General features: G+C 60.8%; 16 protein-coding genes. 2 read left to right on the top strand and 14 right to left on the bottom strand.

Annotated elements, in window-relative coordinates; genetic code table 11:
• Positions 1-325 precede the first annotated feature (325 nt).
• The 6 genes from HMPREF1494_RS06635 to HMPREF1494_RS06610 form a co-directional block, all read right to left on the bottom strand.
• Entirely contained in the window at positions 326-1,675 is a 1,350-nt protein-coding gene (locus HMPREF1494_RS06635) for an MFS transporter (protein ID WP_034521234.1), read from the bottom strand.
• A gap of 403 nt (positions 1,676-2,078) precedes the next feature.
• On the bottom strand, positions 2,079-3,659 hold the full coding sequence (locus HMPREF1494_RS06630; RefSeq protein WP_034521231.1) for an MFS transporter: 1,581 nt from the start codon (positions 3,657-3,659) through the stop codon (positions 2,079-2,081).
• A 108-nt stretch (positions 3,660-3,767) separates the two neighbouring features.
• Positions 3,768-5,330 (bottom strand): MFS transporter, encoded by a 1,563-nt coding sequence (locus HMPREF1494_RS06625; RefSeq protein ID WP_003842923.1) that lies wholly within the window; start codon positions 5,328-5,330, stop codon positions 3,768-3,770.
• A gap of 288 nt (positions 5,331-5,618) precedes the next feature.
• Positions 5,619-6,476 carry a carbohydrate ABC transporter permease gene (locus tag HMPREF1494_RS06620; protein ID WP_003837958.1) on the bottom strand — a complete coding sequence of 286 codons (858 nt, stop codon included), beginning with the start codon at positions 6,474-6,476 and terminating at the stop codon, positions 5,619-5,621.
• Complete coding sequence (locus tag HMPREF1494_RS06615) at positions 6,476-7,354, bottom strand: carbohydrate ABC transporter permease (RefSeq protein ID WP_003844781.1); 879 nt, start codon at positions 7,352-7,354, stop codon at positions 6,476-6,478. Before HMPREF1494_RS06615 ends, HMPREF1494_RS06620 begins: the two co-directional genes overlap by 1 nt.
• Before the next feature lie 81 nt (positions 7,355-7,435).
• The gene (locus HMPREF1494_RS06610; protein ID WP_034521226.1) at positions 7,436-8,725 is read right to left on the bottom strand and encodes an ABC transporter substrate-binding protein; all 1,290 of its coding nucleotides are present in this window, start codon (positions 8,723-8,725) and stop codon (positions 7,436-7,438) included.
• A gap of 332 nt (positions 8,726-9,057) precedes the next feature.
• Between HMPREF1494_RS06610 and HMPREF1494_RS06605 the strand changes: the two genes are divergently transcribed.
• Positions 9,058-10,662: an alpha-amylase family glycosyl hydrolase gene (locus HMPREF1494_RS06605; protein WP_034521222.1), complete on the top strand. Its 1,605-nt coding sequence runs from the start codon at positions 9,058-9,060 to the stop codon at positions 10,660-10,662.
• On the opposite strand, the gene HMPREF1494_RS06600 is transcribed toward HMPREF1494_RS06605, so the two are convergent.
• The 7 genes from HMPREF1494_RS06600 to HMPREF1494_RS06570 all read right to left on the bottom strand — a co-directional run bounded on the left by HMPREF1494_RS06600 (position 10,657) and on the right by HMPREF1494_RS06570 (position 19,496).
• Positions 10,657-11,313: a YesL family protein gene (locus tag HMPREF1494_RS06600; protein ID WP_034521218.1), complete on the bottom strand. Its 657-nt coding sequence runs from the start codon at positions 11,311-11,313 to the stop codon at positions 10,657-10,659. The genes HMPREF1494_RS06605 and HMPREF1494_RS06600 overlap by 6 nt on opposite strands.
• 113 nt (positions 11,314-11,426) lie before the next feature.
• The gene (gene gtfA / locus HMPREF1494_RS06595) at positions 11,427-12,941 is read right to left on the bottom strand and encodes a sucrose phosphorylase (protein WP_034521216.1); all 1,515 of its coding nucleotides are present in this window, start codon (positions 12,939-12,941) and stop codon (positions 11,427-11,429) included.
• A 154-nt stretch (positions 12,942-13,095) separates the two neighbouring features.
• Positions 13,096-14,124, bottom strand: a complete 1,029-nt coding sequence (locus HMPREF1494_RS06590) for a DUF4392 domain-containing protein (protein ID WP_034521213.1) — start codon at positions 14,122-14,124, stop codon at positions 13,096-13,098.
• 56 nt (positions 14,125-14,180) lie between these two features.
• The gene (locus HMPREF1494_RS06585) at positions 14,181-16,001 is read right to left on the bottom strand and encodes an acetyl/propionyl/methylcrotonyl-CoA carboxylase subunit alpha (protein ID WP_034521211.1); all 1,821 of its coding nucleotides are present in this window, start codon (positions 15,999-16,001) and stop codon (positions 14,181-14,183) included.
• Positions 16,001-17,812: an urea amidolyase family protein gene (locus tag HMPREF1494_RS06580; protein ID WP_034521209.1), complete on the bottom strand. Its 1,812-nt coding sequence runs from the start codon at positions 17,810-17,812 to the stop codon at positions 16,001-16,003. Before HMPREF1494_RS06580 ends, HMPREF1494_RS06585 begins: the two co-directional genes overlap by 1 nt.
• Entirely contained in the window at positions 17,809-18,684 is an 876-nt protein-coding gene (locus tag HMPREF1494_RS06575) for a LamB/YcsF family protein (protein ID WP_034521207.1), read from the bottom strand. Before HMPREF1494_RS06575 ends, HMPREF1494_RS06580 begins: the two co-directional genes overlap by 4 nt.
• 26 nt (positions 18,685-18,710) lie before the next feature.
• A complete protein-coding gene (locus HMPREF1494_RS06570) occupies positions 18,711-19,496 on the bottom strand; it encodes a putative hydro-lyase (RefSeq protein WP_034521205.1) in 786 nt (261 codons plus the stop codon).
• A gap of 403 nt (positions 19,497-19,899) precedes the next feature.
• Here HMPREF1494_RS06570 and HMPREF1494_RS06565 point away from each other — a divergent pair, with 403 nt between their 5' ends.
• Positions 19,900-20,853 carry an aminodeoxychorismate lyase gene (locus tag HMPREF1494_RS06565; protein WP_034521203.1) on the top strand — a complete coding sequence of 318 codons (954 nt, stop codon included), beginning with the start codon at positions 19,900-19,902 and terminating at the stop codon, positions 20,851-20,853.
• Here HMPREF1494_RS06565 and HMPREF1494_RS06560 read toward each other — a convergent pair.
• Positions 20,844-21,953 carry a LacI family DNA-binding transcriptional regulator gene (locus tag HMPREF1494_RS06560; RefSeq protein ID WP_034521201.1) on the bottom strand — a complete coding sequence of 370 codons (1,110 nt, stop codon included), beginning with the start codon at positions 21,951-21,953 and terminating at the stop codon, positions 20,844-20,846. The two genes, HMPREF1494_RS06565 and HMPREF1494_RS06560, sit on opposite strands and share 10 nt — an antisense overlap.
• Between the last annotated feature and the right edge of the window lie 86 nt (positions 21,954-22,039).

The raw sequence follows: 22,039 nt of genomic DNA, 5'->3' as shown, positions 1-22,039 counted from the left end.
AACGGCCACCTTCTTGCCATCGAACACGGACAGATCGGCGTCCTTTTCGTACCAGATAGTTGCTGCCATGATTGGCGCTCCTTTTATGTTTTTCGTGATTGCGGGATGGAAAGTCTTCCCGGATTGTTCGCGATGTTCTTCTGTTGTTCGGTTGTTGCGGCGGCTTGCGATTCCTAGGATGTTGCTCCCCCGGATTGTGTCCGCGGAACTCGCCCCGCCTCTCCTGCGGAACCGTTCTAGTCCCGCTTTCTTTATGGTGGTTGTCGGCGTTCACATAGTGACTATGTTTTTTGCCGAACGGTTTTTCACGGTGGTATCGGCACCCTTACTTGGTGAAATCGACGTCCTTCGTCTCCCTGCAGCTCAACACGGCGACGAGGCAGCACAAGGCCATCACGCCAAGGTACAGGCCCACGGAGTGCACGCCCCAGTGGTGGGACAGCCAGGTGGCGATGGTCGGCACGAACGCCGCGCCGACGATGGCGGCCAGGTTGTAGCCGATGCCAGAGCCAGAGTAACGCACATTGGCGTCGAACAGCTCGGGCAGGAAGGCGCCGATCGGACCGAATGCCGTGCCCATCAGCGCGAAGCCGATGCACAGGAAGGCGAGGTTGGCCACGAAGTTGCGCTGTCCGACGACCGCGGAATCAAGCAGGAACGGGAACAGCAGCGCGAAGGCCACGAGGCAGCAGGACGAGATGACGATCACGCGCCTGCGGCCGAACCTGTCGGCGTTCACGCAGGAGATCATGATGAATGCGGCGAATACGCACACGGCCACCATCAGCATGAACAGATATTCCTGATTGGTGAAGCCGAGGTCGCCACCGCCGTCTTCCACGCTCTTGGTGCCCCATGCGAGCGACCAGGTCGCCAGCGTGTAGAACAGCGTATAGGTGACGGCCACCAGGAACGTAGCCTGGATGACCTGCTTCCAGCTCTTCCTGAAGACTTCGGCAAGCGGCGACTTGACGACCTTCTTCTGCTCCTGCGCCATGCGGAAGATCGGAGTCTCCTCCATCTGCACGCGCACGACCAGGCCGACGATCACCAGCACTGCCGACAGCAGGAACGGCACACGCCAGCCCCAAGAGAGCATGGCCTGGTCATCATTGAAGGTTTCCAGCAGGAAGTAGGTGCCGTTCGACAGGAAGAAGCCGATCGGGGCGCCCAACTCCGGGAAGGAGCCGTAGAGTGCGCGCTTGTCTTCCGGAGCGTTCTCGGTGGCGACCAGAGCCGCTCCGGACCATTCGCCGCCCAGACCGATGCCCTGTACGAAGCGGCACAGACACAGCACGGCCACCGCAACGACGCCCCACTGGTCGTACGTCGGCAGGCATCCGATCAGAAAGGTTGCAATGCCCATGGTGAGCAGAGAGACCACCAACGTGGTCTTACGGCCCATACGGTCACCGAAATGGCCGAACACCAGCGAGCCCAGCGGGCGGGCGATGAACGCGATGGCGAAAGTCAGCAGGCTGGCCAGCAACGCCACGGTCGGGTTGGCGGTGTCTCCGAAGAAGACCTTCGGAAAATAGTTTGCAGCGGCGGTGCCGTATGCGTAGAAGTCGTAGAACTCGATGGCGGTACCGACCATGGAGGCGGCGATTACGGTCTTGACCGAATCGCGCACCATCGCCTGTGCTTTGCCGGCAGCTGTCTCGACTGCACTCATTGATGTACTCCTGTACGTCTCACGCGTTACCGACTCCCAACTTGCGCCGATAACGCTGCTCGTTCTGTTGCCGGCTTCAATCCACTCCGTTGCCTTCACGCCTTGTGGGCGGCAACGCAAAAGGCCCCGCTTCATGCAGGGCCTTCAACGTGTGTTTCGCGCGCTTCAAACCCTGCCTCCGTTGGCGAGGGATTGAAGCTGTATTGCTCGAATCAGTCCGCCAACGAAAGCGGAATAATAATTCGTGCGGACAGCAGTACGCGTGCAACCATTCCGTTCATCATGGCGGACCTCCTTTCGCAAAGTCTTGACGTTCGGCGAGCGCTTCGCTCGAACTAAGCGGTAAACATAAGCGCGTCCACTCGCCCTCTCCACCAAAGGTTCACTATGTGGACGCGTACAATCACTTCAGCAGCATCGTCAGCACGCCGGCCAGCAGCATGAAGCCGATGGCGACGCCGAACAGCGGCAGGTATGCCGCAAGTGCGGTAATCGCAAGCGCACCTGCGATGACGCCAAGCAGCGAGCCGAGCGTATTGGCCACGCTGAAGGCCGCCAGGGAACGGCCGACGGAGCGTACATCCGGCAGAGTCGCTAGATTGAGGCTTTGGCTGGTACCGTCGTACATCGCATAGGCGAAACCGGCGATCAGTGCGTACAGGCCGACGCCGAACAGTTTGTCGGCCATCATGCACGGAGCTGCGGCGCCAATCACGAACAGCATGCAGGAGATGACGGCGGGAACACGGGCGTCTTCGAAGGCACGGGCGATCGGACCGAGCAGCAGCGCGGCCATCAGCGAACCGACGAAAGCGGCGACGGCCATCAACGCCACGACCGCACCGGCACCGGTCAGGCCGTAGCCGGACAGCCCGTCGGCGTCGAGATCGAATGCCGCGAGATACCACTGGTATACGGCAATCAGCGTGGTGGCGGCGACGGCCAGCATGCGTGCGATGAAGGCGACGGCGAATTTCGGCGCATGCTTCGGAGGCCGGTACTGCGAGAAGAACGAGCCCTTGCGCACGCTCTCGCGCGGCATGTAGGTGCTGGAGCCTTCGCGCGGCAGTACGAGCAACGTGACGATGCCGGCCACGATGAACCAGATGGCGAACAGCATGATGCCCGAGCGTGTGGTGCCATCCCAGCCGGATTCAGCGGGATGCGTGGTGCGGTAGACGGCCACGAGAATGCCGAGCAATTGGCCGAGCGCAAGCCCCATGCCATGCCAGGAATCGGCGCGGTCGCGGAACTTGTCGGGCACGCGTTCGCCGAATGCCGCGGCCAGAGGCATGGCGATCATGGCATAGCCGATTTGCATGAGCAGCCAGAACACGATGACGAGCTGCAGGAGGTCGCATACCGACAGTATCGCCAGTGAAGCGGCGCTCAGGAACGCTCCGCTGATGATCCATGGGGTGCGGCGGCCGAGCGGACCGAAGGTATGGTCGGAGCCGACGGCGATCCAGGCGTTCATGAAGAAGCTCAGCACCATGCCGAGCGCCATGGTCAGGGCGAGGCCGGCAACACGCCCGTCGCCGACCAGCTGGTCGATGCGCTGCGGGATGAGCACGACGTCAAGTGCGGCAATCGGTGCGGCGAACAGCAGTGAGCCGAGCGCGAAGCCCGCAGTGAGGCGGTTGACCTGCAATGTGTTCGGCCTGCTGCCGTCGGGGGCGGTCATCGGGTCGCGCAGATCAAGGAAGGAGGATTCCAGATTCGGCACGGCCGCATCGAGATGCGCGGCCGCGGTCAGCGGTGAGCCGCCTTCCGCGAGGCGGGCGGCCTGCACTTCCGGGCGTTCGTTGGAGGCTTCCGGCACACGTGGACGCTGCTGCACGGCCAGACGCTTCAGGGCGGCCTTGGCTTCCGGGGTCAGCGTCTTCTCGTAATCGGGTCGATCGTCGATGCCGGGACGGATGAATACCTGACCGGGCAACGGCTGCGGAGTGGGCATGGTTTCGTTCTGGTTATCGTCAGTCATGGAAAGTCTTCTCTCAGGGGCATATACGCCGATCGCCCGGACACACTGCGTCGGTGCGTTCGGGCGATCGTTTGCGAGAGAAACTATATCAACATGCTGAGAATAATCTCATTTCACATTCTTGATGCGCATGATCAGGAAGGCGGCGATGAGCACGATGACGATGGCCACGCCGAAGACCACGGTGTAGGCGACGACCGGGGTCTTGGAGACGCCCATCACGGCTTTCACGATCACGACGAGAATCGAGGTCATGCCTGAGCCGATCACGGTGGAGAGCGTATTGGCGAGATTCAGGATGCCGAGGTCCTTGCCCGCTTCCTCCGGATTCGGCAGCACGGAGACGTTCAGCGCCTGATCGATGGCGTTATAGATGCCGTAGCCGAGTCCGGCGATGCCCGCGAACAGCAGCATGCCGGTGGCGGAGCGGAAGAGCATGGGCATCAGCGCACCGACGGCGAACAGGCAGCTGGCCAAGGCGACCGGCACTTTGCGCATGCCGATTTTGTCGGTGATCGGACCTGCTGCGACGGCGGCAATCAGGGAGACCACCAGCGTGATGACGGCCATGGTGGCGATAAGCTCCGCCGCCTTGACGTTGGCGCCGGGATCGCCGGCGAACACGTAATCCTGCGCAATGTACAGCTGGTAGGTGTTGATCATCCAGTAGCCGCCCATCATCATGGTGCGGCCGGCGAGCGCGTAGTAGAAGTCGGGCGCGTTCTTCGGCGGACGGAAGCTCATGAGCATGGACCTGACGTTGAGTTCGCCACGGGCCTCGTCGCGATTGGATTTCTCGCGGGGCCAGATGAGCACCACGACGATGCCGGTGAGGCTGAAGATGGCCATGCCCATCATCCAACCGCCGAAGATGCCGGCCTCGCCCTGCTTGAGCAGCTGTGCGCCGACGAAGGAGCCGAGGGTCTGCCCGACGGCGATGCCCGCGCCGTAGAAACCGGAGACGGTGCCGCGGAACTTGTCGGGCACGCGGTCGGACATGGTGGCCACGTATGGGGCGAGCATCATGTTGTAGCCGAGCTGCGCGCAGCACCACAGGATGATGATGAGTGGTTCGGAATGGGTCAGCGAGACGGCGCCGATGCTCAGGCCGGTCACCAGACCGCCGGCGACCATCCACGGAGTGCGCTTGCCGAACCGTGAACGGGTCAGATCGGAGAAGGTGCCGAAGACGATGTTGGCGAGCAGCGCCACCACGGATCCGAAGATGTTGACCAGACCGAGCATGGACTCCTTGCTGGCCGGGTCGATGGATTCGAACACGCGCGGCAGGATGATGGAGCTCAGGGCGACCCACGGGATGGCACAGGCCACGGCGGAGATGGTGAAGCCGATGCCGAGGCGGATGACCTCCGTTTTGGTCGGGCGGTGACCGTCGGCGGAGACCATCGGATCGCGCATGTCCATGAAGGCGGAGGATGGATCCGGTACGGCGGTGTCCACGGCGGCGATGGCGCCGAGACCGGAGCCTGCGGCGTCGGATGCCGCGGCGAGGTTGGTGGCTTGCACCTGCGCGTCGGTCTGGCTGGCATCCCCGGCTCGACGTTCGGGCATCGATGCCGCCAAACGAGTGACCGCTTCCTTTTGCTCCGGAGTCAAAGTCTTGTCATAATCCGGGCGGTCGTCAATGCCCGGTCGAACGAACTTGTCCATGATAAACCCCTTTTATATGGCCCGACCTCAGTATCGAACCGGTTCGATACTATCTCGGAACCGAGCGTATTTCAATTTTGGGGTCTTCCGCGCGTGTCGAACCGGTTCGATATCGTTTTACGCCTACGGAAAACCCACCATCCCCCGATGTTCCCTACCAAGGCGCGCAACGTCACGCCACGTATTCGGGCATGGAAAAGGTCCGGATGCGCAACTCGATTCGCATCCGGACCCGTCTGCATGCGACGTGCGGCCACATCATGGACATATGCGACCGCACATCATGACTTAGCCCTTCACCGCGCCGGAGGTGACGCCTTCGACGATGTACCGCTGCAGGAACAGGTACAGGATGAGGATCGGCAGCATGGCCAGCAGCAGGGCCGCCATGATCAGGCCGATGTCATTGGAGTAGGTGCCATAGAAAATCTGGGTCGCGATCGGAATGGTGTACAGTTCGCGACGGCCCAAGACCAAGGACGGCAACAGGTAGTCGTTCCAGAAAGCCATGGCGTCGATGATGGCGACCGTGGCGACGGTCGGCTTGAGCAGCGGGAACACGATGGTCCAGAATGTACGCCACTTGGAACAGCCATCGATGCTGGCCGCCTCCTCAAGCTCGTTCGGGATGTTCGTCTTGATGGCGCCGTGGAACATGAACACCGCCAACGACACCGAGAAGCCGGTATGCATGAGGATCAGCGTGATGCGGCTGTTCAGCACGTTGAGCAGACCGCCATACACGGAGACCAACGGCACCATGAGCACCTGGAACGGAATGACCATGGAGGCCACCATAAGTGCGAAGACAGCGCCGCCGAACCTCCACGAAGGATTGCGCACGATCACGTACGCGCACATCGCGGAGAACAGGATGGTCAGGATGGTGGCGCTGATGGTGATGATCGCCGAGTTGCCAAACACGGTGAGGAAGTTCATCTTCTCCATCGCCCTGGGGAAGTTGTCCAGGGTAAAGCCGTGCTTGCCGATCAGGGCGAGCGGCTCCGTGTTGATGTCCGCCTTCGTCTTGAAGACGTTGATCACGACGAGGATGAACGGAGCGATGAACAGCAGCAGCACGATCGTCAATACGACGACCATCAGTGCGTGCAGAACCTTGGTGCGAGTGCTGACTTGACCTTCCATTACGCTGCCACCTCACCCTTCTTGCCGAAGTACACCTGCAGCATGCCGATTACTGCGCAGACGATGAAGAGGACCAACGCCTCCGCCTGACCGGTGCCATAGTTCTTGTAAACGAATGCCTGATTGTAGACGTGCATGGCCGCGAGCACCGACTGATTGAACGGCTCGCCCTTGGTCAGCGAAAGGTTCAGGTCGTAGACCATGAAGCAGCGGGTGGTGCTCAGGAAGATGCACTGCACGAAGGAGGCGCGCATCAGCGGGATGACCACGTGCCACATGGCCTTGCCCTTGTTGCAGCCATCGATCATGGCCGCTTCCTTCAGGCTCTGATCCACGCTCATGAAGCCGGCCACGTAGATCAGCATCATGTAGCCCGCGTACTGCCAGACCGATACGAGGATCAGGCAGAACATCGCGCCGTTCGGCGTGGACAGCAACGATGCGTGGTCGGATTGGGTGGCCGCTTCGGCGATGGCGACGAAGGCACGGTTGAACACGAACTTCCACACGTAGCCCAGCACGATGCCACCGATGAGGTTCGGAATGAAGAAGCCCGCACGGAAGAAGTTCTGCCCCTTGATGCCGCTGGTCACCATGTAGGCCAGCAGGAAGGCGACGATGTTGACGAGTACGACCGCAATGACGGAGTAGACGAAGGTGCGGCCGAGCGACTGCCAGTACGCGGTGTCGGCGATGGCCGTCTTGTAGTTGTCGAGACCGACGAACGGCTTCTTCGCCGAAACGCCGTCCCAGCTGGTGAAGGTCAGGTACAGGCCATAGAAGAACGGCAGAATCACGACGGCGAAGAACAGGATCGTCGCCGGGCCGCCGAACATCAGATACTGGCCGATTTTGTAGGAAAGCTTATTCTGCTTCATGATGAATCCCATCCATGCCGGCGATGCAGGGGCCGCCGGTGCCGACGACGACCCCCGCATCATGGTGCATTACCCGGCGAATCAGGCGGATTCGCCCGTGAACTTGGCGGTCTTCCAGTAATCCTGGATGTCCTTGGCGAGGGTTGCGCGGTCCTCTTCGCCGGCAAGCCACTTCTGGAACTTGGCACCCAGCACGGAGTAGTGATCGTCCGGCAGGTAGTTGTAGTTCGGGATGAGCTTGCCACTGTCGGCATAGGACTTCACGGACTTGCTCAGCGGGTCGGCGACCTCGAGGGTGTTGCTCTTGAACGGGGAGACCAAGGCGGCTTCATTGGTAATGAATTCCTGACCGTCCTTGTCTTCGGCAAGCCAGGTCAGAAACTCCTTGGCGGCCTTGCGCTGCGCGTCGGAGGTGTTGTCGGAGGAGTCGATGAAGAAGTACTTGGAACCGCCACCGACAAGCTTCTCATTGGTGCCGTCGTCCATGTTCTGCGGAACCGGCATGAGTCCCATGTTCTTGGAGTAGTCATACTGGTTGATCACGGACCAATCCCAGTTGCCGCCGAACATGAAGGCGATCTCGCCCTCGGCCAGTTTCTGCTCGGTCACCTCGCGTTCAGCGGAGATGGCGGAGGACTTGGCGTAGTTGTTCTCCTTCATCACGTCGAAGAAGTTCATCAGGGAGGTCCACTTGGCATTGGAGTTGAGATCGACCTTGCCGGCCTTCATGTCAAGCAGGAATGCGTTCGGATCTTCCTGCTCCTCGTAGACCTCAGGCAGGAAGTGGGCCGCCAAGGACCAGTCTTCCTTCATCACGCCGGTCGGGGAGGTCATGCCACCGTCCTTGAGCTCCTGAGTGAGCTCCTTGAAGGAGTCAAGGGTCTTGTAGTCCTCCGGCTTGAACTCCTTGCCGGTAATCTTCTTGATGGCGTCGGCGTTGTAGATCAGGCCACGAGCCTCAATGGAAACGGGATATCCGTAAGTCTTGCCGTCGATGCTGATGGCGTAGTCGGTGTCTTTGACCCAGCTCTGGTCGGACAGGTCGACGGCGTGTTCCTTAGCCAGAGAGTAGACATCCTTGGCGTCGACCATGGAGATGGTGTATGGATCCTTGGAGGCGTACTTGGTGGCAAGATGGGCGGCGACGGTGTCGTTGGAGTAGTAGACCTCGACGTCCACGCCCTTCTCCTTGGAGTACTTCTTGGCCATCTCCTCCATCTGGCTTTCGATTTCGACCTTGGAGTTGAAGATGGTGATCTTAGTGCCGCTGGAGTTCGAAGATCCGCCTCCACATGCGCCCAGCATGCCGACGGCCATCAGCGAAGCGATGACGGCGGCGCCGGCCTTCTTCCACGAAAAAAGTGTTCTCATTGCCAATCCCTTTCTATTTCCACTGTTCATCAGGCAACACTGCCTCATGAGGTGTGAGGAGGAACCTCCGACTCGCGCCGTCGGAAATTTTCCGTCCTGAGCAATAAGTGTATCAACCGCTTCAAAACTGTCAAACCGGTTCGATAAAACCCGGTTTTCCAACCTTTCACCAGCGTGTCGCGTCAAAGGTTTGACGTGTTGCAAATACTGCCATTTTGGACTTTAGAAAAGGCCTTGCCTCACGTTATGATGGTACTAGATACCCCCATCAATCTGCAGTTCACAGCACACTGCAAGGCGACAATCACAACCAGCCAATCAAGGGAGATTTTATGGCAGACTGGCTAAATAACGCGATTTTCTACGAAGTCTATCCGCAGTCTTTTCGGGACTCCGACGGCGACGGCATCGGGGATTTTCGAGGCATCATCAGCAAACTCGAATACATCCGCAATCTCGGCTGCAATGCAATCTGGATCAATCCCTGCTTCGACTCGTCGTTCTACGACGCCGGCTACGACGTACGCGACTACTACACCGTCGCGGCGCGCTACGGCAGCAACGAAGACCTCGCAGCGGTGTTCGAGCATGCACACGAACTCGGCATGCACGTACTGCTTGATCTGGTGCCGGGTCATACGGCCATCGACAACCCCTGGTTCAAGGAATCCTGCAAGGACGAACGCAACGCATGGACCGACCGCTACATCTGGCGGCCGATGAGCCAATCCCCCGACCTGAATTCGCCATATGCATCGATTCGCGGCTTTCTGGGCGGCATCGCCGAACGCCCGGACGCGGCCGCCGTCAACTGCTTCTCCACGCAGGTCTGCCTGAACTACGGCTTCGGCACCGTGACCGAAGACTGGCAATTCGCTGCGGATTCACCTGAAGCGCAGGCCGGACGCCTGCTCATTCAAGACATCATGGACTTTTGGCTGGGCTTGGGTTGCGACGGCTTCCGCGTAGACATGGCGGGCAGTCTGGTCAAAGAGGATCCGGAACACCGTTGGACGTCGAAACTGTGGCGGCAGGTGCGTACCCACCTGGACGAAACGCACCCGGAAGCGGTGCTCGTTTCGGAATGGGGCAATCCCCGTGAGGCGCTGCACGCCGGCTTCGACATGGACTTCCTGCTGCATTTCGGGCCGTCACACTACCTCGACCTGTTCCGGGAGAATCCGTATTTCTCCGCCTCGGCGAACGGCGACATCAAGGCGTTCGCCGACACATACCGAAAGATGCTCACCGACACCACAGGTGACGGCTACATCTGCATTCCGTCGGGCAACCATGACATGATCCGCATGCGCGACACCCTGACACCCGCCGAAATGAAACTTGCATTCGCGTTCCTGCTGACCATGCCGGGTTGCCCGTTCATCTACTACGGCGACGAAATCGGCATGCGCTACGCACACGGACTCAAATCCAAGGAAGGCGGCTACGAACGAACCGGTTCGCGTACGCCGATGCAATGGGACCACTCGACCAACGCAGGATTCTCATCCGCGCGGCGGGAAAGCCTGTACCTGCCAATCGATGACACCGCAGACGCGCCGAACGTGGCTTCACAGGAGACGGATTCCGATTCGCTGTTGCGCACAGTACGCGCCCTGAACGCCCTCCGCATGGCGCACCCGGCGCTACAGGCGGACGGCGGCATCGAATTCCTGCACGCCGAAGACCACGCATACCCGCTGGTATACGCAAGAACGGCAGACGAAGCCGATGACGCGAATTCCAGCGAGCGCATCATCGTGGCCATCAATCCGTCACCCTCAGACGCACGCTGCACACTATCGGCGGCGTATGGCGATGCGATCGGCGCAGCGGAAGACGACGTGCTGTTTCACATCGGAACCGTCGCCGGCGTCGACGAAGGCGAGCTGCACGTACCGGCAGGTAGCGCGACCATCTTCAGATGCCGGTCATGATCGCGGAATCGTCCGGCCTCCTGTGTCAATCTCACCGTCGATACGCCGGAAAATCCAGTTGTAGATCCAAGCGCAGCAATACTGCGGCAACGTGACGCCCATCAACAGCAGCAGCGGAATCATATAGACGAAGAACTGCATATACAGCACGGCGAAACCGACGAGGATCACCAGCATGCACAAGGTGCGTGGAAAGAATCCGAGCGCAAGTTTGGCGGCGTTCCGCAGATGCACCGGAGTGGGGTCTTCGTAGCGTGACAGCAGTGGGAAAAAATACTGCGCAATGGCGATGACCACCAGTCCCGCAAAGGCGACGCAGGCGACAAGCGGGCCACGCATGGACGTCATCGACCATGCGAGTATGCCATCGACGGCAAGCACGACGGCGGCAAGCAGCAATCCGAGCCAGGGCAGGAGCGACTGCCTGAAATTACGTTTGAACGACTCGAAAAACTGGCGTGCAACATACGTCTCCTCATGGCGGACCATACGCCACAGCACGCTGTGCATGGCCGTGAACGCGGCGCCGGCGGTGACGATCGGAATGCAGCACAGCAGCGTGAGTACGTTAAGGATGATCAGGTCGAACAGTACGCCCATGATGGCGAAAAACATGTTGTTCTGATCGAAGAGCTTTGACATCTTTGGCATGGTGCTCACCTTACATGCAAGGGCCGGATACGGGCCGCATCGTCCGAAATGCCGAATTGTCCCTCCCACGCCTGCCGGCACGGGAGGGACAATGGCGGATGCAGGCCCGTATGTCAGGCGACGACCGGCGGCTCGGCGATCAGATCGTCGGTACGGTGATCGCCGGCGGCATCGGTCCACGCGAGCGTGGCGACCGAAGCGGTGTTGTCGACGCCAAGACCCTTGCCTGGCTCGAAGGTGAGCGTGGCGGAGGTGGCGTCGCCCTTCCAGGTGAAGCTGATGGACGTGTCACCATCGGCCTCGTAGGAGAATTCACCGTCGAAGGCGTCGAGCTCGTTGCGGAACTTCGCCAAGGCATTCAGCGCCTTGACGACCGGGCGTTCGAGATTCTCGTCGATCTCCGCGGTGGAGTAGTAGTGGCGGTTGATGTCGCGGCCGTTGTTGGTCTTCCTCAGCAGCTCCATGTCATTCCTGCCGGCGAGGGCGCCGACGTAGTAGACCTGGGGGACGCCCGGCAGGAAGAACTGCACGGCGCGGGCGGCGATGTAGTGCTGGTCGTTGCATCCCAATGCCGAGTAGTAGGTGCTGTTGACCTGGTACAGGTCGAGATTGGAGGCGGCGGCACCGGTCGCAGCCTGGGACTCGCCATGGGTGTTGGCGTGAATGGCGTTGACGAGGTTGTCGACGTCCTCATCCGGCACAAGGCCCTTGAGCGAACGATCCAGCTGATCGGAGCCGATGTCGATCACGCCGATGCCATCGTGCGTATCGAGCACGGTGACGGCATTGTTCGGACGGATGTCGGTCCAGTGCGCGACCGGCTCGACATGACCCGTATTCAGCGAGTGCAGCAGCAGCGGCGGCAGGGCGAAATCGTAGACGCGATCGACCTTCGAGGCGATCTCGACCTGCTTCTTGTAGTAGGAATGCACTTCGATGAGAATCTCGAGACCACGCTTGACGCCCTCTTCGCGCAGGCGGGAGATCAGCTTGAAGGTCTTCGGGGTCATGAAGCAGCTGGTGCCGGCCTCTTTGGCGCCGTAGCCGACGGCGTCGAGACGGATGTAGCTCACATGCGAGGCTGCCATCTGGTCGAAAATCGACATGAGGTATTCCCAACCCTTGTCGGAGTCGGTGTCGATGTCGACCTGCTGCGGGGTGAAGCTCACCCACACCAGACGGGTCTTGCCTGCAAACTTGTAGTGGGTGAACGGCAGACCCGGACGCGGACGGTAAATGCCGGCCAAATCCTCTTCGGTGGCGCCGTTCGGGAAGACGGAGCTCATGGTCAGGAACATCGGGTAGTACTCGGATTCCTCACCGTTGGCGAGCACGTCCTGGAACTGCTCGGATTCCCAGCTCATGTGGTTGACGATGGCGTCGACCATGATGTCGTGGGTCGTGGAAAGCTCGGCGACATCGTCCCAGTCGCCGAGCCGCGGATCGACCTTGGTGTGGTCGATCGGGTCAAAACCCGCGTCGGCGCCATCGAACGGGGTGAAAAACGGCAGGATATGCACGCCGTCGTACACGCCGTCGAAGCGGGTGCGCAGGATATCGGTCATCGACTTGATGGTGCCGTCGCCCAAACGGTCAGCATAAGTGATGAGCTGCACTTTGTTCTTCATGGGACCTCCCTCGGTTCCAAATCATGATTGTTTGCGATTGTTCAACGGCGGATATCGTCCACCCTGAATATCGAACCGGTTCGATATTACCGCCGAACGGGCATCGTTGTCCAGTCGAGAACAGCCCGTCGGCGTGTCAGACCAGCTCGATGCGTCACCGGCGCGCGACGGATGCGAGCGCCGTGATTTCCGCGAAATAACGGTCGGAATCAAGGCCATCCACAGTCGCAACATTCGTCATATGCACACCATCAAGCCCACCGTGCGCAACAATCGCATCCAATACCACGCGCTGCCACTCGACATCCATATACGGATCCACCTCCGTGCGGCCTAACGCGCGCATGGCACACACCAACGCATGAGCGCCCCAATTCGACGTGCCCGCCACCACAAGCTGGTCCGTCGACACCGTGCACGCGATATCCATACCGTGGTCCACCACGCCCTCGATGGCATAATCCTCGACGCGGCCCATGCCGATTTCATTGCCGCCGTCACCCACGCCGATGGTATGCAGTCCCATGAGAGTCAATTGGCTGAGGGGCGCGGTCCATTCAGTGATGTCAATGCCGCGCATGTTGTGCGGATTACCGTCGCGGGCAGGACCTACGCGCTCGATGTAGATCAGGGTGCTGATGCCTTCGGCGCGCACCAGGTCGATCACGCGATTCAGCCAGGCGTCGAACGGGGTGCCGCCGTGTGCCCGTTTGTCCGATTCTCCCGAATCAGACAAACGCGGGGCACTGTTCATGCTCCAATTGTCCGATTCTGGAGAATCGGACACATCAGGTGCGATGAGCACATGGTCCTCCGGCAGGAATCCCAACGCCGCCGGGCGGATCACCGGTTCGCAGCATTCGTCGCTGACCAGCCATGCGTCTCCGCCAATCGCACGCAACGCCATGCACACCTCCAACGCACCCAACGGACCGTCCGTCTCGGCGGCCGGCTGGTCGGCCTTCGGAATGAAGAATCCGGTAACCACCAGCGCCCGGGCCGGCAGACCGTTCCTACCGGAACGCCCTGTTCTGCCGGAAACCAAATGACGGGCGGCATGAAACAGGTCGCCGCGGGAATACGTCATCAACGTCTCCGAACCGCGGCCGACATCGCAAGCGGCCATGTTCGCGATTCTCGCAATGGTCGGGTAATGCCGCCAATCCAGAATGCTTGTACGCATGTTCCTCTCCTCCAAGACGTTCGCATACGCAAGACGTTCACATACGCAAGTGCAGACTATTCGATGAATCCCAGATTCTCGCCATATTGGGCGAAATCGCCGACCTTCGCGGACCGATGCAGCGTACCCGATGCGGACGCCGCGATTTCGGTCTCCATCTTCATGGCCTCAAGCACCACGATCGGATCTCCCTCGCATACCTGTGCGCCATCATCAGCCAGCCAACGGACCAAGGTGCCAGTGATTGTGGATTCAAGAGGCGTACCTCCGCCATGGTTGTCCGATTCACCAGAATCGGACATTCGCGGGGCAAGAAACGCACTCTGCATGTCCGATTCACCAGAATCGGACAAACCTGCAGCCAAGGAGGCGAGCGAGGCAAGCCCCGCAGGCAAGCCGAGACGTACGCGCCGCCCCTCAATCTCAATCCAGCTTTCAACGGGATCCGTCGGCGCGGCACGTCTACCGCAGGCTCCTCCCGACAACGCCGCAACATCAACCGATGGCAGGAACTCCTCCTCAATCCAACGGGTGTACACGCCGAAGTCGCCATCTTCCGCAACAAAAGCGGGCTGCTCAAGCACCGCCCTGTCAAACGGAACAACCGTCGGAATGCCGGCAACCGCAATCTCAGCCAATGCGCGGCGGGCGCGGGCCAGGCAAACTTCGCGCGAAGGCGCGGCAATCACCAGCTTGGCCAGCATTGAATCGAATTGACCGGGAATCGCACCGCCAGCTGCGACACCGGAATCAAAACGAACGCCGATGCCGGTCGGCACCCGCAATCCATCAACGGTGCCGGGAAAAGGAACGAAACCCAACGCCGGATCCTCCGCGTTAATACGGAATTCGATGGCGTGACCATGCACGGCAGGCGTGCAGCCGTATTCCAGACCGGGAATCTCGCGAATCCTCGCACCTTCGGCAATCGCAAGCTGTGCCGCGACCAGATCGACGCCTGTCACCGCCTCCGTAACAGGATGTTCCACCTGAATACGCGTGTTAACCTCCATGAACGACATGGTGCCGTCCGGATCAACGAGAAACTCCACCGTTCCGGCACTCTCGTAGCACGCCTTCTTACAGATGGCGACGGCCGCCGATTCAAGCCGCCGCGTGATCTCATCCGGCAGGAACGGAGCCGGCGCCTCCTCGATAAGCTTCTGATTGCGACGCTGCAGCGAACAATCACGCGTGCCGACTGCGACAACGCTGCCGGTTCGGTCGCCCAGCACCTGCACCTCCACATGACGGGGACGTGCCAGAAAACGTTCGATGAAGCAATCCCCGTTGCCGAACGCAAGCTCGGCCTCATGCGTGGCCGACATGAACGCCTCGCGCACATCTTCCAGCCGGTGCACGACCTTCAAGCCTCGCCCGCCGCCGCCATACACGGCTTTGATGGCCAGCGGAAGGCCATGTCGCTCAGCGAATGCCACGACCTCGGACGGATCGCGTACGGGCTCGGTGGTGCCAGGGGCCATAGGTGCGCCCACTTCGGCCGCGATACGCCGGGCCTCGACTTTGGAGCCGAGCATGCGGATGGTGTCGGCTCCCGGCCCGATCCATGCCATGCCGGCGGCGGCTACCGCTTCGGCAAAGTCCGCGTTTTCGGCAAGAAACCCGTAGCCGGGATGTATGGCATCGGCATGCGCTTTTTTGGCGGTCTCTATAATCGCGTCAATGTTGAGATACGTGCTTTTCGCATCCGCCCCATGCAGCGCATAGGCCTCGTCGGCCAAGTGTACGAACAGCGCGTCGGCATCCGGATCGGCGTAAGCTGCAATGGCCGTACGACCGGTGTCATGGCACGCGTGGATGATGCGCACCGCGATCTCGCCGCGGTTGGCGATCAGGATTCGCTGCAGTCTGGGCATTACCGGGCCTCCCTATGCTCTTGTGATTGTGTGTTCTGTTTGTCCGATTCTGGAGAATCGGACATTCGGAAGCGAATTTTGGCGCCCGGCGGTAGCTGTCCGGCTAGAATCAGCGATTCAGACGTCAGCACGGCAATGACCGGATAGCCTCCGGTCACGGGTTGGTCGCGCAGGAAAATGACCGGTTGACCGCTCGTCGGCACCTCGATGGAGCCCGGCAACGTTGCCTCGCTCGCCAATTCCGTAGCATCACGCCGTTCCAGCGAACGTTCGCCTTGCAAGCGCAGCCCTACACGGTTCGATTGCGCGGTGACCGTCCAAATCTGGTCGAAAAAGTCGCTGATTCCCGTCGCGGTGAACCAGTCGTCGCGCGGCCCCAAACACACATGCAGCTCCGTAATGTCGCCGGATTTCGGTAGATGCTCGGGCCATGGTTCCGGTAGACCTACGCTGTTTCCATGCCCGCCGTTTGGGCGCGGGCCACGCACCGTTGATGGATGGCGTCCGGTCGGCGAAAGCACCGGTAGGAGCTGCCCAGCCGCGACCGGCTTGGGTCCGATGCCGCTCATGGTGTCGGTTGCAGCGGAGCCGAGCGAGCGGGCCACGTCGAATCCGCCGCGTACCGCCAGATAGTCGCGCAATCCGCTGGTCGGAACGCCGATTTCGATGACTTCGCCGTCACGCAACAGCATGGCCTCCTGCCGAATCACGACGGTACGTTCGGATGCATGCGGCTGGTTTCCCGCATTACGTTGCGCACCCAAGCCACTGTTCCATGTGGTTTTGCCGATGATGGTGATTGGTGCGGGAGCACCGGCCACGGCCACGACCATATCGCCGTGTGCTGTAAAACGCACTCCTCCACCGGTGATTTCCAGAACAGGAACATCCGTGGGATTGCCAACCAATGCGTTGGCGAGATGAGAGGAGCACGGATCGGCCGCACCCGAACCGGTCACACCCATATCCGCCGCGCACCGCCCGTCATCTTGGAAAGTGGTGAGCAGGCCCGGGCGAGTGGCCTCCAACGCAGTGGTCGCCATGATGGATGAATCTGGGCCGCACCGTTTGTCCGATTCTGGAGAATCGGACAACTGTAATGCCAAAATCCGGTCCTGTTTGTCCGATTCTCCAGAATCGGACAAACAGGAGGCAGTTCCGGCCACAACACGCTCTCGCGCGGGAGTGAACCGTATAGCATCACCCGGCTGCAACAGCGCAGGCGGGTCGGCATGCTCATCCCACATCGTCTTTTCGGTGTGACCGAGCAACTGCCAGCCTCCGGAGCTCACACGTGGGTAGACACCGGAAAAGGTGCCGGCCAATCCCACCGCACCGGCGGGAACGCTCAAACGTGGCACTTTGCGGCGCGGCACATCGAAGATTTCGTCGCCACCGGTCAGGTAGGCGAAACCTGGTGCGAAGCCAACGAATGCGACCGACCATGCGTGGGCGCAGTGCCGCGCAATGACCTGCGGCACGGAAACACCAAGCAATTGGGCTATGTCAGCTAGATCCTCACCGTCATAAATCACTGGAATCTCAACGGTTCGCGAGCGCCGGCACACATCGGTGGAAACATCCAGCGCGCGCACCGCGGCGATGATGTCGGCGCGGGATGCGAGCAGCGGGTCGAATGAGATTAGAATCGTGCGGGCTGCGGGAATCAGCTGGGTCACGGCGTCCAGAGCGTTGCTGCCCGGTATGCCCGCAGCTTTGGAGGAACGTAGCGCGGCGAATACGCGCAGGGTCTCGTCGAGATCGGCGAGTTCCACCAGCACGCCACTGTCGCCGCAGGTCCGAAATCTCATGATTGCCGGCCAATCGAGGATGATATGCCGTCACGCGCAGCGCCGGATACTTCGGGAGTGCTCACACCATGGCCAGATGCCCCATCGAAATCACGGCGTGTCTCTTCCCTATCCGCCGCAAATGCGAGCACCTCGATGCCTTCAGCCTCCAGATTGGCTCTCACTGCCCGAGCCATGGCCACAGCGGAGGGCGAATCGCCATGCACGCATACGGAATCAGCGTTCAACGTCACCACGGAGCCGTCAACCGCTTCGACTTCATGCCGTGTGGCCATACGCAGCACACGCGCGGCCACCACTGACGGATCGGCGATCACCGCTCCAGGCAGCCGGCGCGAGACCAGCGTACCGTCCGGATTGTAGGCCCGGTCGGCAAACGCCTCATGGAACACGCGCAGACCCGCATCCGCCGCCAATCGTCCGACCACGGCTCCGGGCTGGGTAAGCACACCCAGGCTTGGGTCAACGCAACGGATCGCGTCAACCACCGCAGCGGCCTGTACCTCGTCGTGCACGATCCGGTTGTAGAGCGCCCCATGTGGCTTCACGTACCGTACGGCGGTGCCGACGGCATGCGCGAGTCCCTCCAGCGCGGCGATCTGATACATCACGTCCGCCTTCAGCTCGGCGGGAGTCGCATCGACGTAGCGTCGTCCGAATCCAGCCAGATCACGATAGGCGACGTGCGCACCGACCGTGACTCCGCGCGCGGCCGCTGTCTTCAGCGTGCGCAGCATCACTGAGGGATCGCCCGCATGGAATCCGCAGGCCACGTTCGCACTCGAAACCACCGAAAGCAACGACTCATCGTCGCCAAGTCTCCAACGCCCGAAGCTCTCGCCCATGTCGCTGTTCAGATCGATGCCGTTCATGCCGCTCCTTACCGTTGTCCCGCCGCTCACACCATGTAATCCAGGTCGCGTTTGTCGGTGATGAACATGTGGCCCGGCGCATGCGTAATCGCGAATTCCGGTTTCGACGCCATCACCGCCGCCTGCGGAGTCACGCCGCACGCCCAGAACATCGGAATGTCGCCCGGTTCCAGAACCGGCACGTCGCCATAGTCGGGATGTGCGATGTCTTCGATGCCAATCGCTGCGGGATCACCCACGCATACGGGAGCCCCGTGCACCGACGGATAGTATCCGGAGATCCGGCATGCGTCGGCCACCTGACGTGCGGGAATGCCGCGCATCGACACCACCATCGTGGAGCGAAAGGCGCCGGCCGGCCGGCATTCGATCGACGTGTCGTACATGGGCACGTTGCGTCCGGCCGTGATGTGTCGCACCGGGATTCCGGCCTCCATCAAAGGAAACTCGAACGTGAAGCTGCAGCCGATTACGAACGTCACCAGATCGGACCGCCAATAGTCGCGGATGTCCGGCACTTCAGCCACCAACTCACCACGCCTCCACACGCGATACATCGGTACATCGGTGCGGATGTCGGCTTCCGGCGCGGTTGCCGGCTCGGTGACGCCCGGTTCCATCACTTCCAGCAAGGGGCAAGGCTTGGGATTGCGTTGCGCAAACAATAGGAAATCAAAGGCCTGCTCTTTCGGCAGAATCATCAGATTCGCCTGCGCATAGCCTTGAGCGACGCCGCATGTCGGGCGTACTTGTCCTGCACGGAACGCGGCGCGCGCGGCCGCGGGAGTGGATGCCGCATCAAGATCAGCCATGTTTGCACCTTCCTCACCTATATCCGTGCCGGCGGCGTACCGAACGGCACAACCCCGGCATAGCCCACAGGCAACGGGAAACTCTCTTGACCCCACGATGGACGCACAACGTTACGGTGTTTTGACTTTCGTGACGCCAATGTTTCAGCCTTGCAAATTGGCGGCTTCGCGCGGAAACATACCTCCATTAGGTTGGGTGCTGTACGACGGCGTCGCGTCGTCGTCCCGATTTCATGCGTTGCGTCGGTTCCACGCGACTGGCATTACGCAGTCGGCTTCGCATGATCGGATTGGCAGAATTGACATGTTACTGACATGTTCATGTGATTGGGATTCGCGCCATCCGCACGATTCGCGCCGTATGGTTCACGCGATGGTTGCGCGCGCAGGAAGAGAGGTTCCCATGAGTTCGATCGTTCTGGGCGTCGGCAACGGCAAGGCGCTGTTCACAGGCACGTCCGTCGTGCCCGATGAGGATCTGGTGCGGTTCGCCGATCCGACGGACAGCATCATCAACGCCTTCGATCTGAGCGTATTGCGAGGTGATGGCATCTTTGAGGCGACCACCGTATGGAGGGGTTTCCCGGTCTCGTTGGAGAATCATCTCAGGCGTCTTGCGCAATCCGCAAAGCTTATGGACATGCCCGAGCCGAACATTCCGGCGCTGACCCGCGCCGTGGAGCTGGTCATCGACCAATATGACGACCCGGAACCTGGCCCGATGCTGCGCATCATCGTCTCCCGCGGTCTCGACCCCGATACCGGCGTGGGCAGGTCGGCCGACCGCACGCCCACCATCTTCATCTTCCTTGATGCCAAGGGCACATTGCATTCACTCGAACCGATCACCATGGCGTCGATGACGCGCGGATATCCGTCGGACATCACCGCCCGCGCGCCTTGGCTGCTCAATGGTGCGAAGACCCTCAGCTACGCGTTCAACTGTGCCGTGCACCGCGAATGCGCGCGTCGGGGCGTCGGCGACGCGATTCTGCACACGGAGGACGGCTATACGATGGAGTGCCCGAATTCTTCGATCGTGGCGCGATACGGCGATGACTTCGTCACGCCCGACCCGCGCATCGGCATCCTCAACGGCACTTCGCAGCGTGAGATGTTCGCATGGGCGTTGCAGGAGGGCCATAAGGCGGTCTACAGGAAGCTGCCGATTGCCGAGCTACGTGAGGCCGACAGCCTGTATATGACGCACGGTGGCTGGGTGATTCCGATCAGTGAGATCGACGGGCGTGCGCTAGTCGTAGACACGGCACAGATTCAGGCGGTCAACGATGCGATTCATTCCGGACGCACGCATGATGACGCGCTGGGGATCGGTCCGACCGGCGATTACGAGTGATCGGCGGCCGCTGACACCGCTCGTGTGGTGTCACCCAACGCCAAGGTCACGGGAATGAGCACGGACGGCTCGAACGGGTTGTCATCTTTTCTTAGACTCGCCTTGGCGGCGGCCGCATCCTCGTCGGCGATGGCCTGCGTGATGTGATCGGCTACGGTCTGCGTGATTGCAACGAAATCCTGCACGACCGCGGTCGTCTTCATGCCGGCGAGATCGGTCAGATACGTGCCATCGTAGGCGACGATCTGCAAATCCTGCGGAATGGCGATACCCCGGCGCAATGCTTCGCGCACGCAGAAGGAGGCCCCTATATCGGAGCTGACTACCGCATCCACGCCATCCGGGCCAACGCGATCCAGCGTCTCCCCCACCGCACGACGGTAGCCGTCGAAATCCATGACCTCGCCGGCTTCCACATACTCGTATCGAATACCGGCCTTCATCAGCTCCTGCTCGAGCGTCAGGTAATAACGCACCGTCGGGAAGGTGGTCTTCTCCAAGTCGAAGACGTCTTCGACCTCGCCGCGGGCGGCTAGGTCGAAGAACTGATCACGCGGGCCTCCGATCATCACCACATGACGCGCACCGGTGCGAATGAGCAGATCGGCAATCAGACGGCCGCCCTGTTCATGATCGGAACCGACCGAGGGGATGCCATCCCCCAGCACACGGTCGAACGCAACGATCGGGCGATGAATGGACGTCCAATAATCAGGCGTATGCGCGGTATGGGCGCTCATTACGATGCCGTCCATGATATGTCGGCGCAGCATTTCCACATATTCGGCTTCGCCGTTCTCGGCATCTGCGGTGGAGCACAGCATGGTGCTCAGTCCCTGCCCGGCGAGCATATGCTGCAAGCTGGCCGTGAACGTGGCGAAGAAGGGGTGCCGGATGGTCGGCACGATCACGCCGACCATATTGGTGCGATTGTGGTATAGATTGCGCGCCAGTTCGTTCGGCACATAATTCAGCGCGTTCATGGCACGCTGCACCCGGTCACGCATATCGTCGGACACATATCCCGTGCCGTTCACCACCAACGAGACGGTGCTCAATGAGACTCCGGCCTTCTTCGCCACATCGCGCATGCCGACCATGTTCATACTCCTTTGCGCAGCCGCTATCATGCTCATTGTACATAGTATCGAACCGGTTTAGCGACCGGTGTGTGCATCGTTGTACG

The organism is Bifidobacterium sp. MSTE12, from assembly GCF_000513015.1.
In the GTDB taxonomy this organism is placed as follows: domain Bacteria; phylum Actinomycetota; class Actinomycetes; order Actinomycetales; family Bifidobacteriaceae; genus Bifidobacterium; species Bifidobacterium dentium.
Note: the sequence above shows the minus strand (reverse complement) of the source record. Positions and strands in the feature narration are given on the sequence as shown.

What these genes read in the sequence shown, in the direction of transcription:
- HMPREF1494_RS06635 (WP_034521234.1), bottom strand. Translation starts at nt 1,675, where the DNA reads ATGAGTGCAGTCGAGACAGCTGCCGGCAAAGCACAGGCGATGGTGCGC.
- HMPREF1494_RS06630 (WP_034521231.1), bottom strand. Translation starts at nt 3,659, where the DNA reads ATGACTGACGATAACCAGAACGAAACCATGCCCACTCCGCAGCCGTTG.
- HMPREF1494_RS06625 (WP_003842923.1), bottom strand. Translation starts at nt 5,330, where the DNA reads ATGGACAAGTTCGTTCGACCGGGCATTGACGACCGCCCGGATTATGAC.
- HMPREF1494_RS06620 (WP_003837958.1), bottom strand. Translation starts at nt 6,476, where the DNA reads ATGGAAGGTCAAGTCAGCACTCGCACCAAGGTTCTGCACGCACTGATG.
- HMPREF1494_RS06615 (WP_003844781.1), bottom strand. Translation starts at nt 7,354, where the DNA reads ATGAAGCAGAATAAGCTTTCCTACAAAATCGGCCAGTATCTGATGTTC.
- HMPREF1494_RS06610 (WP_034521226.1), bottom strand. Translation starts at nt 8,725, where the DNA reads ATGAGAACACTTTTTTCGTGGAAGAAGGCCGGCGCCGCCGTCATCGCT.
- HMPREF1494_RS06605 (WP_034521222.1), top strand. Translation starts at nt 9,058, where the DNA reads ATGGCAGACTGGCTAAATAACGCGATTTTCTACGAAGTCTATCCGCAG.
- HMPREF1494_RS06600 (WP_034521218.1), bottom strand. Translation starts at nt 11,313, where the DNA reads ATGCCAAAGATGTCAAAGCTCTTCGATCAGAACAACATGTTTTTCGCC.
- gtfA (WP_034521216.1), bottom strand. Translation starts at nt 12,941, where the DNA reads ATGAAGAACAAAGTGCAGCTCATCACTTATGCTGACCGTTTGGGCGAC.
- HMPREF1494_RS06590 (WP_034521213.1), bottom strand. Translation starts at nt 14,124, where the DNA reads ATGCGTACAAGCATTCTGGATTGGCGGCATTACCCGACCATTGCGAGA.
- HMPREF1494_RS06585 (WP_034521211.1), bottom strand. Translation starts at nt 16,001, where the DNA reads ATGCCCAGACTGCAGCGAATCCTGATCGCCAACCGCGGCGAGATCGCG.
- HMPREF1494_RS06580 (WP_034521209.1), bottom strand. Translation starts at nt 17,812, where the DNA reads ATGAGATTTCGGACCTGCGGCGACAGTGGCGTGCTGGTGGAACTCGCC.
- HMPREF1494_RS06575 (WP_034521207.1), bottom strand. Translation starts at nt 18,684, where the DNA reads ATGAACGGCATCGATCTGAACAGCGACATGGGCGAGAGCTTCGGGCGT.
- HMPREF1494_RS06570 (WP_034521205.1), bottom strand. Translation starts at nt 19,496, where the DNA reads ATGGCTGATCTTGATGCGGCATCCACTCCCGCGGCCGCGCGCGCCGCG.
- HMPREF1494_RS06565 (WP_034521203.1), top strand. Translation starts at nt 19,900, where the DNA reads ATGAGTTCGATCGTTCTGGGCGTCGGCAACGGCAAGGCGCTGTTCACA.
- HMPREF1494_RS06560 (WP_034521201.1), bottom strand. Translation starts at nt 21,953, where the DNA reads ATGGTCGGCATGCGCGATGTGGCGAAGAAGGCCGGAGTCTCATTGAGC.